Annotated in this window: 10 protein-coding genes; 1 reads left to right on the top strand and 9 read right to left on the bottom strand. The window is 43.6% G+C overall.

All coding sequences use genetic code 11. The features are described from left to right. Nucleotides 1-925: 925 nt before the first annotated feature. From acnB to BA1DRAFT_RS07255, 9 genes are all read right to left on the bottom strand, one after another. On the bottom strand, nucleotides 926-3,523 hold the full coding sequence (acnB, locus tag BA1DRAFT_RS07295; RefSeq protein WP_036777536.1) for a bifunctional aconitate hydratase 2/2-methylisocitrate dehydratase: 2,598 nt from the start codon (nucleotides 3,521-3,523) through the stop codon (nucleotides 926-928). A 463-nt stretch (nucleotides 3,524-3,986) separates the two neighbouring features. Then, on the bottom strand, nucleotides 3,987-5,414 hold the full coding sequence (lpdA, locus tag BA1DRAFT_RS07290; RefSeq protein ID WP_200868767.1) for a dihydrolipoyl dehydrogenase: 1,428 nt from the start codon (nucleotides 5,412-5,414) through the stop codon (nucleotides 3,987-3,989). Between the two features lie 206 nt (nucleotides 5,415-5,620). Continuing rightward, nucleotides 5,621-7,204, bottom strand: a complete 1,584-nt coding sequence (gene aceF / locus BA1DRAFT_RS07285) for a dihydrolipoyllysine-residue acetyltransferase (protein WP_036777532.1) — start codon at nucleotides 7,202-7,204, stop codon at nucleotides 5,621-5,623. A gap of 14 nt (nucleotides 7,205-7,218) precedes the next feature. Then, nucleotides 7,219-9,882: a pyruvate dehydrogenase (acetyl-transferring), homodimeric type gene (gene aceE, locus BA1DRAFT_RS07280; RefSeq protein ID WP_036777530.1), complete on the bottom strand. Its 2,664-nt coding sequence runs from the start codon at nucleotides 9,880-9,882 to the stop codon at nucleotides 7,219-7,221. A 189-nt stretch (nucleotides 9,883-10,071) separates the two neighbouring features. Further along, the gene (pdhR, locus tag BA1DRAFT_RS07275; protein WP_036777528.1) at nucleotides 10,072-10,836 is read right to left on the bottom strand and encodes a pyruvate dehydrogenase complex transcriptional repressor PdhR; all 765 of its coding nucleotides are present in this window, start codon (nucleotides 10,834-10,836) and stop codon (nucleotides 10,072-10,074) included. A 593-nt stretch (nucleotides 10,837-11,429) separates the two neighbouring features. After that, nucleotides 11,430-11,798, bottom strand: coding sequence for a hypothetical protein (locus BA1DRAFT_RS07270; RefSeq protein WP_036777526.1), 369 nt, complete (start codon nucleotides 11,796-11,798; stop codon nucleotides 11,430-11,432). Nucleotides 11,799-11,845: 47 nt separating this feature from the next. Next, nucleotides 11,846-12,121, bottom strand: a complete 276-nt coding sequence (locus BA1DRAFT_RS07265; RefSeq protein ID WP_036777525.1) for a hypothetical protein — start codon at nucleotides 12,119-12,121, stop codon at nucleotides 11,846-11,848. Between the two features lie 344 nt (nucleotides 12,122-12,465). Further along, complete coding sequence (locus tag BA1DRAFT_RS07260; RefSeq protein ID WP_036777523.1) at nucleotides 12,466-12,687, bottom strand: helix-turn-helix domain-containing protein; 222 nt, start codon at nucleotides 12,685-12,687, stop codon at nucleotides 12,466-12,468. A gap of 8 nt (nucleotides 12,688-12,695) precedes the next feature. After that, nucleotides 12,696-13,274: a hypothetical protein gene (locus BA1DRAFT_RS07255; protein WP_036777521.1), complete on the bottom strand. Its 579-nt coding sequence runs from the start codon at nucleotides 13,272-13,274 to the stop codon at nucleotides 12,696-12,698. A 691-nt stretch (nucleotides 13,275-13,965) separates the two neighbouring features. On the opposite strand from BA1DRAFT_RS07255, the gene BA1DRAFT_RS07250 reads away from it, so the two are divergent. Next, complete coding sequence (locus BA1DRAFT_RS07250) at nucleotides 13,966-14,343, top strand: fimbrial protein (protein WP_036777519.1); 378 nt, start codon at nucleotides 13,966-13,968, stop codon at nucleotides 14,341-14,343. Nucleotides 14,344-14,345 lie beyond the last annotated feature (2 nt).

Below are 14,345 nucleotides of genomic sequence, written 5' to 3'. Positions count from 1 at the left end.
AGGGCTCATTGAAGCCGAATATATGTTTGCGACTACGTTGTCAGAAAAATTTACTCACCCACTTGAATTGAGTCGGTGTCCATATAAGTTATTTAGCTAGAAGTTCATTCAGAAATTTAGAGAATTACAATTTAAATGGCTTAAACAGCACACCACTTTTACTCACTCCCCCCTTAGATACTGTATTGCTAATATTACCAAAGCTATCAATAATGACGCTTCAATTAAAACCCTGTATTCCTAATTCCTAGACCAATCATCGCCAGATCAATGAAGGGAAAAGTGTTATTGCGATTGATAGAAAAACATTGCAGATAGAAAAAGAAAAATCCATTGTAATTCACTCTGATATGTCAGTTCACTACCGTTAGATACTGAAGTAGCAACAAAAACGATAAGACGACCCTGTGGGATAAAAAACGAACTACACTAGACACTGAATGTCACCTTTTGGGAAGATAAATTATCACTCACAGACCTGATAGGGCTGCACACATAGCATTATTTAATCGGATTGCATTAAGAGTGTTCAAACAACATACGAAACTTAAAGACAGTCAGACATCCAAACACCGGAGAACGGCGTGATCAGGAGAATCTCATAGTAAACTTATCCTTAGTTGAATTATGAATAAAGTGCAACCCTACCCTGATAGTTAGCATAGCATCACATCTTTCACACACTTTTAAAAACCATTAATCACTACTTTTTACCTTTAATGATTAAAGTTTTTATCTGCTTTTTAACGATATGCTTGTCTTTTTTCCAAATGCTAAAACCACACTGATAAGCAAAAAACAACTTTTCTTAATACTTGTTTTATCATTGATAAAAACTCAGCAGTGATAATCGAAACGTTAAAAGCCCGCAATCTAAAATGGGAGGTTTTTACCTCCCATTCGTTCATATTGCAATATATCGAAATTACACCGCAGTTTGGAAAATCACATCATCCGCTTTTTCGGTGTATTGGTTCAGTTGATCAAAATTGAGATAACGGTAAGTATCTTCCGCGGTCTCATCAACTTTAGCCATAAATTGCTGGTACTCTTCCGGTGTAGGCAGACGTCCCAACAGAGAAGCTACAGCCGCCAGTTCAGCCGATGCCAGGTAAACATTCGCACCCGTTCCCAGACGATTCGGGAAGTTACGAGTCGAAGTAGAAACCACTGTTACACCATCAGCAACGCGTGCCTGATTACCCATACACAAGGAACAGCCAGGAATTTCAACCCGTGCTCCACTCTTACCAAAGATGCTGTAATAACCTTCCTCTGTGAGTTGAGCCGCATCCATTTTCGTTGGCGGAGCAACCCACAAACGAGTCGGTAATTGACCTTTATGTTGATCCAATAACTTACCAGCGGCACGGAAATGACCAATGTTAGTCATACAAGAACCGATAAAAACTTCATCGATTTTACTGTTCGCCACATCAGACAGTAAACGGGCATCATCTGGATCGTTCGGTGCACACAGAATAGGTTCTTTAATTTCGGCTAGATCGATTTCGATAACCGCTGCATATTCTGCATCAGTATCGGCTTCCAGCAATTGAGGATCTTTCAGCCAGTTTTCCATACCCGTTATGCGGCGTTCCAATGTACGGCGATCACCATAACCTTCGGCAATCATCCATTTCAGCAGCACAATATTAGATTGCAGGTATTCAATAATCGGCGCTTTATCCAATTTAATGGTACAGCCCGCCGCAGAGCGCTCCGCAGAAGCATCTGCCAGCTCAAACGCCTGCTCAACTTTCAGATCTGGCAAACCTTCGATTTCGAGGATACGGCCAGAGAAGATGTTTTTCTTACCTTTCTTTTCAACCGTCAGCAAACCTTGCTGAATCGCATAGTAAGGAATCGCATGAACCAAATCACGCAAAGTAATACCGGGCTGCATCTGCCCTTTAAAACGAACCAACACCGATTCTGGCATATCCAAAGGCATCACCCCCGTCGCGGCAGCAAACGCCACCAGACCAGAACCTGCCGGGAAGGAGATACCAATTGGGAAACGGGTATGGGAATCACCACCGGTCCCAACCGTATCAGGCAACAACATACGGTTCAGCCATGAGTGAATGATGCCATCGCCCGGACGCAGAGAAACGCCGCCACGGTTCATAATGAAGTCAGGCAAGGTATGGTGAGTAGTGACGTCAACCGGCTTAGGGTAAGCAGCCGTATGGCAGAATGACTGCATCACCAGATCCGCAGAGAAGCCCAGACACGCCAAGTCTTTCAGTTCATCACGGGTCATTGGGCCGGTCGTATCCTGAGAACCAACGGAGGTCATTTTAGGTTCACAGTACTCACCTGGGCGAATGCCCGCCGTGCCACATGCCCGGCCAACCATTTTCTGAGCCAGGGAGAAACCACGACTACTTTCCTCAACCGCTTTCGCCTGACGGAAAACATCACTGGGGGGTAAACCAAGAGACTCACGCGCCTTACTGGTCAAACCACGACCAATAATCAGTGGAATACGGCCGCCAGCACGCACTTCATCCAACAATACATCGGTTTTCAGCTCAAATTCAGCCAGTAACTCATTGGTTTCGTGGTGACGTACTTCCCCTTTATATGGGTAGACATCAATCACATCGCCCATATTTAATTTGGCTACATCCATCTCTATTGGCAGTGCGCCGGCATCTTCCATTGTATTGAAGAAGATTGGCGCAATTTTACCGCCCAGAACCACGCCGCCGCCACGTTTGTTTGGCACAAATGGAATATCTTCGCCCATAAACCACAGCACTGAGTTAGTGGCCGATTTGCGGGAAGAACCTGTACCCACAACATCACCGACATAAGCCAGCGGATAGCCTTTCTTATTCAGCTCTTCAATCTGTTTAATTGGACCAATAACACCGGCTTGATCCGGGACAATCCCTTCGCGGGCATTTTTCAACATTGCCAGAGCATGCAGCGGAATATCAGGGCGTGACCATGCATCCTGCGCAGGAGATAAATCGTCAGTGTTTGTTTCACCCGTCACTTTAAATACTGTGACTGTAATTTTTTCTGCCAATTCAGGGCGTTCCAGATACCACTGCGCATCCGCCCAAGATTGCATAATTTGTTTGGCTTGTGGATTACCTGCTTTTGCTTTTTCTTCTACATCATAGAAGTTGTCAAACATCAACAAAGTATGAGAGAGCGCTTTAGCTGCAATTGGAGCCAGTTTTTCATTATCCAGAGCATCAATCAAAGGATGAATATTATAACCACCCTGCATCGTTCCAAGCAGTTCAATCGCCTTTTCTGGCGTTATTAGTGGTGAAATAGTTTCGCCTTTCGCAATGGCGGCAAGAAAACCGGCTTTTACATAGGCCGCTTCGTCAACGCCAGGGGGAACTCGGTTAATCAGCAAATCTAACAGGAAATCTTCTTCACCTTTTGGTGGGCTCTTCAGTAATTCAACCAACGCCGCCGCTTGTGTCGCGTCCAATGGTTTAGGGACGACGCCTTGGGCTGCACGCTCGGCTACGTGCTTGCGGTATTCTTCTAGCACGACTTTCTCCTCGCTCTCATTGTCATTTTATCTACCCGGCTCTGCACCCGCCTTAGAACCTGCCTCACCAAGCTATTATCTTTGCGTAACAACATGTGTTTTCACAACAATAGCCCTTCCGGGGATAGGTTGTTAATTATGGTTCCGGGTGCCAGGTCAGAGGATTGCCGGCATAACTTAGTAAGTACAAACAAGTTATGCCCAGCTTCGGGCGTCCAGCATACCAAAATTTGAATGCGATGTTAATTCGTTCACATAAAAGTAACATTAACTGATAGTAATATTCTGAATTAACAGCAGACAAAGCTATTAAAACAGATTATTCCGCTGATTTTTGCCAGTAACACCCACAAAAGCCATACTTTTTATGCCGTGTTTTCTCAAACAGGTCATACCAGAATAAAAAACGGCCTCCATATAAATGAAAGCCGCTTCGGTAAATTAGATTAATCGATTTAAGAAATTATTTCTTTTTCTTCGCTTTCGCATTAGGCAAATCAGTAATGCTGCCTTCAAAGACTTCAGCGGCCAGACCTACCGATTCATGCAACGTTGGGTGAGCGTGGATGGTCAACGCGATATCTTCCGCATCACAACCCATTTCAATTGCCAGACCGATTTCACCCAGCAGTTCACCACCGTTAGTACCAACAATAGCCCCACCGATAATACGATTGCTTTCTTTATCGAAAATCAGTTTGGTCATACCGTCAGCACAATCAGAAGCAATTGCGCGGCCAGAAGCTGCCCACGGGAAAGTTGCCGTTTCATAGCTAATGCCTTTCTCTTTTGCTTCTTTTTCAGTCAAACCAACCCATGCAACTTCTGGTTCAGTGTAAGCAATGGATGGAATCACTTTTGGATCAAAGTAGTGTTTCTTACCGGAAATCACTTCCGCCGCAACGTGACCTTCGTGAACGCCTTTATGCGCCAGCATCGGCTGACCAACGATGTCGCCAATAGCAAAGATGTGCGGTACATTGGTGCGCATTTGTTTATCAACATGGATAAAGCCACGGTCGTCAACTTCAACACCGGCTTTACCTGCATCCAGCATTTTACCGTTAGGTACACGACCAATGGCAACCAGAACCGCGTCATAACGCTGTGGTTCTGTCGGTGCATTTTTGCCTTCCATCGTGACGTAGATACCATCTTCTTTGGCTTCTACTACGGTAACTTTGGTTTCCAGCATCAGATTAAATTGTTTGCTGATACGTTTGGTAAAGACTTTCACCACGTCTTTATCAGCCGCAGGAATCACCTGATCCAACATTTCAACAACATCAATCTGAGAACCCAGAGCGTGGTAAACGGTTCCCATTTCCAGACCGATAATACCGCCGCCCATCACCAACAAGCGGCCAGGAACCGTTGTCAGCGCCAAAGCATCTGTAGAATCCCAAACACGCGGGTCATCATGAGGAATAAACGGCAATTGGATAGGACGAGAACCCGCGGCAATAATGGCGTTATCAAAATTAATCGTTGTTGCGCCACCTTCACCTTCAACAACCAGCGTGTTAGCCCCTGTAAATTTACCAAAACCATTAACCACTTTAACTTTACGGCCTTTAGCCATACCAGCCAAACCACCGGTTAGCTGATTAATAACTTTTTCTTTCCAAACACGGACTTTTTCGATGTCAGTTTTCGGTTCACCAAAAACGATGCCATGATCTGCCAGCGCTTTAGCTTCCTCAATCACTTTTGCTACATGCAGCAATGCCTTAGAAGGGATACAACCAACGTTAAGACAAACACCACCTAAGGTAGAGTAACGTTCCACCAGGACGGTTTCCAAACCTAAATCCGCGCAACGAAAAGCAGCAGAATACCCTGCTGGACCTGCCCCAAGTACCACAACTTGGGCTTTAATTTCAGTACTCATCATGACCTCTTAATTGTTTGTCCGGCGGGTCAGGCGCCAAAAACGATATATTCCACCGGGACCTACACACCGCGAGCAGTTTACAGAATTGTTAATAACCTGAAAAGCGCGTTAACGTGACAGAACTCGCAACAAATTCACCAGATATAAGTAGTTTCTCTGTCACCGCAATAACAATCAGGCCGGCACATGGCCGGCCTTTGAGATTACATCACCAGACGGCGGATATCGCTCATCGCATGATTAATAAATGTGATGAAACGCGCACCATCAGCACCATCGATCACACGGTGATCGAAGGAGAGTGACAGAGGCAACATCAGACGTGGTACAAACTCTTTACCATTCCATACCGGCTTCATTGATGAGCGAGATACGCCCAAGATAGCCACTTCTGGCGCATTAACGATTGGCGTAAATGCTGTGCCGCCGATACCGCCCAGGCTTGAAATAGTGAAGCATCCACCCTGCATATCAGATGCAGTCAGTTTGCCAGCACGAGCTTTCTTAGACATTTCAGTTAGCTCACGAGACAATTCAATGATGCCTTTCTTATTAACGTCACGGAACACTGGAACCACCAGACCATTAGGCGTATCAACCGCCACACCAATGTTGATGTATTTTTTCAGCGTCAGTTTCTGACCATCTTCCGAGATAGAACTGTTAAAGCGCGGCATCTCTTCCAGCGCTTTTGCTACCGCTTTCATGATGAATACCAGCGGAGTAATCTTCACGCCAAGCTGTTTCTTCTCCGCTTCCTGATTCTGCTGTTTGCGGAAGTTTTCAACTTCAGTGATATCCGTTTCGTCGAACTGAGTAACATGTGGGATCATCACCCAGTTACGGCTCAGGTTAGCACCAGAGATTTTCTGAATACGGCCCAGTTCAACTTCTTCAATTTCACCAAATTTGCTGAAATCAACTTTCGGCCAAGGCAACATACCCGGCAGACCGCCACCGGCGGATGCAGGAGCCGATTCAGCACGTTTAACCGCGTCTTTCACGTAAGCCTGAACGTCTTCACGCAGAACACGGCCTTTACGCCCTGTACCTTTCACTTTAGCCAAGTTAACGCCGAATTCACGCGCCAGACGACGGATCACCGGCGTTGCATGAACATAAGCGTTATTTTCAGCGAAATCATTTTTGTCTTCTTCCGCGAAGCTTCTGCTAGCAATAACCGGCGCTGCCGCTTTCTCTGGTTCAGCCGCTGGTGCTGGAGCAACAGGCGCCGCCCCCGCAACTTCAAATACCATAATCATAGAATCGGTTTTCACTTTATCACCGACCTTGATTTGAATTTCTTTAACGATACCTGCGAATGGCGCGGGTACTTCCATAGAAGCTTTATCGCCCTCTACGGTGATCAGCGATTGTTCAGCTTCCACTGCATCGCCAACTTTCACCATCACTTCGGTAACTTCGACTTCATCACCGCCGATATCCGGTACATGAACATTCATAGCCGCAGAAGCTACTGGTTCTGGCTCTGCCATACGCGAAGACAATGTTATCGCTGCTGGCTCTTCCGCTGGCGCAGCTTCTACAGCCCCGTCCGCGGAATCAAAAATCATAATCGGTTTGCCAGTTTCAACTTTATCGCCAACCGCAATGATGATCGCTTTAACAACACCCGCCTGAGGGGATGGAACTTCCATAGAAGCCTTGTCACCTTCCACGGTAATCAGCGATTGGTCAACTTCCACTGTATCGCCAACTTTCACCATGATTTCGGTGACTTCAACTTCATCCGCACCGATATCCGGTACCTTAATTTCGATAGCCATTGATTCTTTACCTCTTATGCCAGACGCGGGTTAACTTTTTCTGGGTTAATGTTGTATTTCTTGATTGCTTCTTCCACAACACTCACGTCGATCTCGCCGCGCTTAGCCAGTTCACCCAAAGCAGCAACTACCACGTAAGAAGCATCAACTTCAAAATGATGACGCAGGTTTTCACGGCTATCGGAACGACCGAAACCGTCAGTACCCAATACGCGGAATTCGCTCGCAGGGATGAAGTTACGAATTTGTTCTGCGAACAGCTTCATGTAGTCAGTAGAAGCCACTGCCGGTGCTTCATTCATGATCTGAGCAACATAAGGTACGCGTGGCGTTTCTGTTGGGTGCAACATGTTCCAACGTTCACAATCCTGACCATCACGAGCCAGTTCAGTGAATGAAGTCACGCTGTAAACATCAGAACCCACACCATAATCGTTAGCCAGAATCTGTGCCGCTTCACGAACATGACGCAGAATAGAACCAGAACCTAATAGCTGAACTTTACCTTTGCTGCCTTCCAAGCTTTCCAGCTTGTAGATACCTTTACGGATACCTTCTTCTGCGCCTTGTGGCATTGCCGGCATGTGGTAATTTTCGTTCAGCGTGGTGATGTAGTAGTAAATGTTCTCTTGTTTCTCACCATACATACGTTCCAAACCATCATGCATAATCACAGCAACTTCATAAGCAAATGCCGGATCGTAAGAGATGCAGTTAGGGATAGTCAGAGACTGAATGTGACTATGGCCATCTTCGTGTTGCAGACCTTCGCCATTCAAGGTTGTACGACCGGAAGTACCACCAATCAGGAAGCCGCGAGCCTGTTGGTCACCTGCTGCCCAGCACATGTCGCCAATACGTTGGAACCCGAACATAGAGTAGTAAATGTAGAACGGAATCATTGGCAGGTTATTAGTGCTGTAAGAGGTTGCCGCCGCCAGCCACGATGAAGCAGCACCCAGTTCATTGATGCCTTCTTGCAGAATCTGACCTTTAGCGTCTTCTTTATAGTAAGCAACCTGTTCACGGTCCTGCGGAGTATACTGCTGGCCGTTAGGACTGTAGATGCCGATCTGACGGAACAGACCTTCCATACCAAAAGTACGCGCTTCATCAGCAATGATTGGAACCAGACGATCTTTGATTGACTTGTTCTTCAACATCACGTTCAAAGCACGAACGAAAGCAATAGTGGTAGAAATTTCTTTGTTTTGTTCTTCCAGCAACGGACCAAAATCTTCCAGCGTTGGCAGTTCCAGCTTCTCTTCAAAATGAGTACGACGGCTTGGCAAATAACCACCTAGCGCAGCACGACGCTCATGCAAATATTTATACTCTTCTGAGTCTTTATCAAAAGTCACATACGGCAGATTTTCGAGTTGCTCATCAGCCACAGGCACATTGAAACGATCACGGAAATGGCGAACGCCTTCCATATTCATCTTCTTAACCTGATGAGCGATGTTTTTACCTTCCGCCGTATCACCCATACCGTAACCTTTGATAGTTTGGGCTAGGATAACCGTTGGTTTGCCGGTAGTTTCCTGCGCTTTTTTCAAAGCGGCGAAGACTTTCTTAGGATCGTGACCACCACGGTTCAACGCCCAAATCTGGTCATCAGTCATATCTTTGACTAATTCAGCAGTCTCTGGGTAACGGCCAAAGAAATGCTGACGTACATAAGCGCCATCTTTGGATTTGAACGTCTGGTAATCACCATCCAGAGTTTCGTTCATCACTTGAATCAATTTACCGCTGGTATCTTTACGCAGCAGTTCATCCCAACGCTCGCCCCAAAGCACTTTAATCACTTGCCAGCCAGCACCATCAAAAATGCCTTCCAGCTCGTTAACGATTTTGCCATTGCCTGTAACCGGGCCATCCAGACGTTGCAGGTTACAGTTGATAACAAACACCAAGTTATCCAGTTTTTCACGGGTTGCGATAGTGATCGCCCCTTTGGATTCTGGCTCATCCATTTCACCGTCGCCCAGGAAAGCATAAACGGTCTGCTTGGAGGTATCTTTCAGACCACGATGTTCCAGGTATTTTAGGAACTTAGCCTGATAAATCGCACCGATTGGCCCCAATCCCATTGAAACAGTTGGGAACTGCCAGAATTCAGGCATCAATTTCGGATGCGGATAAGAAGAGAGACCATTGCCATGAATTTCCTGACGGAAATTATTCATCTGCTCTTCAGTTAAACGGCCTTCAAGGAAAGCGCGAGCGTAGACGCCTGGAGAGATGTGACCTTGGAAATAAACCAAGTCGCCGCCGTCATTTTCATTACGGGCACGGAAGAAATGGTTGAAACAAACTTCATACATGGTTGCCGAAGACTGGAATGAAGCCATGTGACCACCCAATTCCAGATCTTTTTTGGATGCCCGCAACACGGTCATCACAGCATTCCAACGAATAGCAGAGCGAATACGGCGCTCCAAATCCAGATTGCCAGGGTAAGCAGGCTCATCCTCAACAGCAATGGTATTGATATAATCGCGGTTAGCAGCACCGGCCGCAACATTCACGCCACCTTTACGTGCTTCGTTCAGTACCTGATCAATCAAGAACTGGGCACGATCAACACCCTCTTCACGGATGACCGATTCGATCGCCTGTAACCAGTCGCGAGTTTCGATCGGGTCCACGTCATTTTTCAAAATGTCTGACATGGTGTATTCCTTATCTGTTATCTGTTTCTAATGATTGTTTTGGAGCCTATCTTCCCGTCATACCCTTTGACGTTCAGCCGGTCATGACTGGAAGATAGGCCCTCACTGTTGTTGCCGCTAGCGCCCTCAGTAAAGGGACTCAACTTAGCTATGCAGACGCAGCAAATTTCAAGATCTACACAGCTAATTTTATTCCTGATGCTGTTGAAGACGTCGTAATGATCGCTCGCGGCGAGTATGCTCGCGGCTGAGATCCAATAAGACATCTTCAATAAAAGCTAAATGGCGATGGGATGCCTCACGGGCTTTCTCTGGTTGCCTCGCCATTATCGCTTCAAAAATCTTCGCCCGATGATCGCTGACAGCCGTCAGCATTTCCCGGCGGGTATACAAAAACTCAAAATTCTGCCGGATATTTTGTTCCAGCATAGGTGCCATACAGCGTAATAAATGAAGGAGAACCACATTATGCGCAGCTTCGGCAACGACGAGCTGATATTGCAAAACAGCCTCAGATTCAGCATTGACATCACCACTTTCCTGAGCTTGTTGAATAACGAGATGATATTGCCGAATGCGTTCAAAATCTTCGTCGGTTCCACGCAGTGCCGCGTAATAGGCAGCAACACCTTCCAAAGCATGGCGGGTTTCAAGGAGGTCAAATTGAGATTCTGGGTGACCAGCCAGTAGTTGTGCCAGTGGATCACTAAAACTTTGCCAGAGGTTACTCTGAACAAACGTCCCCCCACCCTGACGGCGAAAAAGGAAACCTTTAGCTTCTAACCGCTGAATGGCTTCGCGCAGTGAAGGGCGCGACACATCAAACTGTTTCGCCAACTCACGTTCAGGCGGCAACTTCTCCCCTGGACGCACAGATCCTTCAAGGATGAGATGCTCAAGACGCTGCTCAATAACATCTGATAATTTTGGTTGGCGGATTTTGCTATAAGCCATATTTACTATAAGTCAGTTAGAACCAAGCCAGTTAGAACCTATCTCATTAGGCTATTTTGTTTGTCGTTTCGAACCTAGGCAGTGTTCAAACAGCCTGCACCAATCAATGCCTACTTAAGGTAGGTTATATGGATAAACATTATTTCGGTCTTTGCCGAAGTCAATTGGTAATACCAATTTAAACTACTGGGCCATAAAAGTAACAAAGTATTCACCAACTGTCCATAAAGACCTTGTGCCAAATCATAAAAACCTGCAAATTTTAACAATTTTTTTTAAAAATTAGCAAAAGTTGATAACCATCAGGTTAATAAACATCCTAAGATAATATTTTAACCAACCTTTTTAAACATATAAATGGGTATAGTGAATCGTTACAGCAACAAAATAGTTGAATCTTTATAAAAAATATAGCAACCAAATCATCACCCGTTGATTTTAAATACAATTGCATACCATCAGGTTTAAATGTAGCTCAAATCAATAAAACCGAAGGGCGAAAATTAGCTATTAGCAAGGAATAATGGCAAATATGTGAGGAACCACCAGCAACAGCTCCACGTAACTCCTGCTGGCGGTAAAAATGGACTACATTAAAACCAATAGCGCGTCACTTCATTCCACCCTTTTTTATACATACAGGATGAAATTACCCAACGCCTTGACGATTCATTTTTATCCCAACGCTTAACTTCCGTTTTTGGCACAGTAACGTAATGATTACAGGATTTATCTTCTTTTTCGTCTTTATCTTTACAAGAAAAATGTTTTGTCTCGAAAGAATGAACGACTTCGCTGGTCCAGTCTGATGGTAATTGAGAATAACCCAATGCTTTACATTCAGCGTAATCCCTGTCTCTTTCATACTTAGTTGCGCCTGGTTTTTCCCACGATGTACAACCCGCCAATACAGTAAATAAGGTAAATAAAGGGACAACAGCTATTTTTCTTATAAAATTCATATAAAAATACCTTAATTAAAAATAAAGAAATAACCAAAGAAATTAAATTAGAATTTAAAAGTTCCCCCAACACGGTAACTCTTATCTTCAAAAGGAGGTCTTCCACCAGACTGGATAATTTGTCTGTCTTGGCTTGAGATATCCCTGTAAATATCAGGAATAGAACGTATATTATCTATTTTAACTTCACTGCCTGAAACTATATCCGTGACATTACATTCAAAATAACCACAAGTTGAAATATAGCTATCAGTCAGCCGAGGCATAGAAGAACATCCTGTAATCACAAACATTGATAATAAAGCAATAAAAAATTTATTCATTGTTAACATCCTTGAATTGCTGTATATATTATAAAAATTTAACTTAAATTAAAACCATATAAAAAGAGAGATCATTTCTTATGATTGAGTAAGTAATATCTACATATGCATTTTATCTTTCTGGCATTCCAAGGAATATCAGAACAATATTCCCCCAAAGAAAAATATATATTCTTATCGCGAGGAAAAACCTGTTTTACTGGTGTTCCATTAACACCGAAGATTAACAGGCTAGATAAAAAACATGAAATAATTAATATTTTCATGCAATTAAAATTGGCTAATTAATATAAAGTTCCATCTTATAAGATACCAAAAGACACATAATGACTTCATTTATTGTATTAGCGGTTATCCTCTCCATCTTCCACATATTCCAATATATCTCCAGGCTGACACTGTAAATATTTACAAATTCTTTCCAGCGTCTCGATACGGATACCTTTTATTTTGCCATTTTTCAGCAATGATAAATTTTGCTCAGTAATACCAATAACAGCAGCCAACTCTTTAGACTTTACTTTCCTTTTCGCTAAGATCACATCCAATCTTATTATAATACTCATGATGGTTCTCAGATAAAATAACGCTGCTCATCACTTATTTTCTTAGATTCACGCATAATTAAACTAAATATCAGGAGGAATACACCAAACATAATAATAAACAGAGACTCTGAATTAACACCAAATGAGAAACTAAATACCCGTTGTCCTTTTACCAAATCCACCGATAACGCCATTCCTTGTAATGTATTAATCACCGGGTAAAGAAGTTGCTCTAGAATCATCAGGAAACCAATAATAAATGAAGCGGAAATATTACGGTTACTCCATATTTCACCTTTAGCAAACCGGAAAAATAAAATTCCGATTAATACATAAGAAGCGGTCGATATGATTCGAGGTATCGTATCCAGCGAGATATAAAGCACCTGACTTAATAAAGATTGCTTAAATCCTTTTGCAGTCAATGCAGGCATAAGATCGCTATACGCCTGAAGAACAGCCTGACGAGTGGTATCATGCCATAATGACCAAGACGCAATATGGAACCCAATATCACCAATTGTCATAATGGAAGCAATAATAATAGCCAGAAAGCTGAGTAGCTTGATTCTAGGATTAGTTACAAACTCCTGTTCACCACACATTTGTGTCATTCCATATACATGTTTAACTAAACTTTCGTTAAAGTACTTCAAAAGTTATCGTATTACAATAATTTTTTATCACTAAATAGACAGAATACAATTCAAAGTAATAGATAAACCATAGTGATAGTCATTGAAAACCATCATTAATTTATTGATAGAAAAAGAAAAAAGTCATCATTTACCTGAAACAGCAAACAGCAAACAGTACATGTTACTTGGTCACTGTTCTATCATCCCTCCATTACATGGTTTACAGCGATAGTTTGCTGTGAAGATTGTATGACAAACACAGAACGGTTTACTCAGGGCACCTTTCAAAACCAGCACAGTACCGGTCAACTTCAATACAGAGTGAATCGAAGATGATGGTTCAAAACAAACCTGATATCAGGTCTTAACCAATCCCCTCAACACTGAAACTAATAAGAATAATTAATATAATGCTTTTGCAATGCTGGAGATTCGTGTTTCTGCGCAAGGGTAAGAAGGTGTAAGAACGAGGAAAAACCTTACTCAAAGTAGTGGTGTGGCTTTCAATGACATCAGTTTCTGATATGGGACAAAAAACCGAACATTTTAACTCTAAATGACCAGTAAACGCACCGCCTTGGCGGTCCGATTGTTTAACCTGTCATGGTGTTGTTTTGGGCAAAATGTATTCAATAGATGTAGATAAGGAATGTATGAAATGAAAAAGCAAATGATGAAGACCAGCATATTAGCCGCAGTACTCCTAAGCATGGGGATGGGTATGGCACACGCTTCAGATGGCGCTACGGTAAACGTGATGGCCTCCATAGGCGCCTCGACCCCTGATCTCAACGTCGAAGGTACGGGCATTGTTGGTAGTAAAGGTGCTTACACTTTAGATATGGGAACAGTGAAAACGTCAGACATTGGTACTGACATCGCTGCTGCTCATTCTTCAGGAAAAGAATTAGAGGTTAAACTAGCTAACTGTAGTTCCAAAATGGGAAAAACCATAAGCAATGCTAAATCACTCCTTCACAAGATATTCAAATACAGGTTTTGGAACAGACTCTTACTAACAGCAACCAGATCTTAAAC

Origin of the sequence: Photorhabdus aegyptia (genome assembly GCF_000612035.1) — a bacterium.
Taxonomy (GTDB): domain Bacteria; phylum Pseudomonadota; class Gammaproteobacteria; order Enterobacterales; family Enterobacteriaceae; genus Photorhabdus; species Photorhabdus akhurstii.
This window is presented reverse-complemented; position numbering and strand designations above follow the sequence as displayed.

What these genes read in the sequence shown, in the direction of transcription:
- lpdA (WP_200868767.1), bottom strand. Translation starts at nt 5,414, where the DNA reads ATGAGTACTGAAATTAAAGCCCAAGTTGTGGTACTTGGGGCAGGTCCA.
- aceF (WP_036777532.1), bottom strand. Translation starts at nt 7,204, where the DNA reads ATGGCTATCGAAATTAAGGTACCGGATATCGGTGCGGATGAAGTTGAA.
- aceE (WP_036777530.1), bottom strand. Translation starts at nt 9,882, where the DNA reads ATGTCAGACATTTTGAAAAATGACGTGGACCCGATCGAAACTCGCGAC.
- pdhR (WP_036777528.1), bottom strand. Translation starts at nt 10,836, where the DNA reads ATGGCTTATAGCAAAATCCGCCAACCAAAATTATCAGATGTTATTGAG.
- BA1DRAFT_RS07270 (WP_036777526.1), bottom strand. Translation starts at nt 11,798, where the DNA reads ATGAATTTTATAAGAAAAATAGCTGTTGTCCCTTTATTTACCTTATTT.
- BA1DRAFT_RS07265 (WP_036777525.1), bottom strand. Translation starts at nt 12,121, where the DNA reads ATGAATAAATTTTTTATTGCTTTATTATCAATGTTTGTGATTACAGGA.
- BA1DRAFT_RS07260 (WP_036777523.1), bottom strand. Translation starts at nt 12,687, where the DNA reads ATGAGTATTATAATAAGATTGGATGTGATCTTAGCGAAAAGGAAAGTA.
- BA1DRAFT_RS07255 (WP_036777521.1), bottom strand. Translation starts at nt 13,274, where the DNA reads ATGTGTGGTGAACAGGAGTTTGTAACTAATCCTAGAATCAAGCTACTC.
- BA1DRAFT_RS07250 (WP_036777519.1), top strand. Translation starts at nt 13,966, where the DNA reads ATGAAAAAGCAAATGATGAAGACCAGCATATTAGCCGCAGTACTCCTA.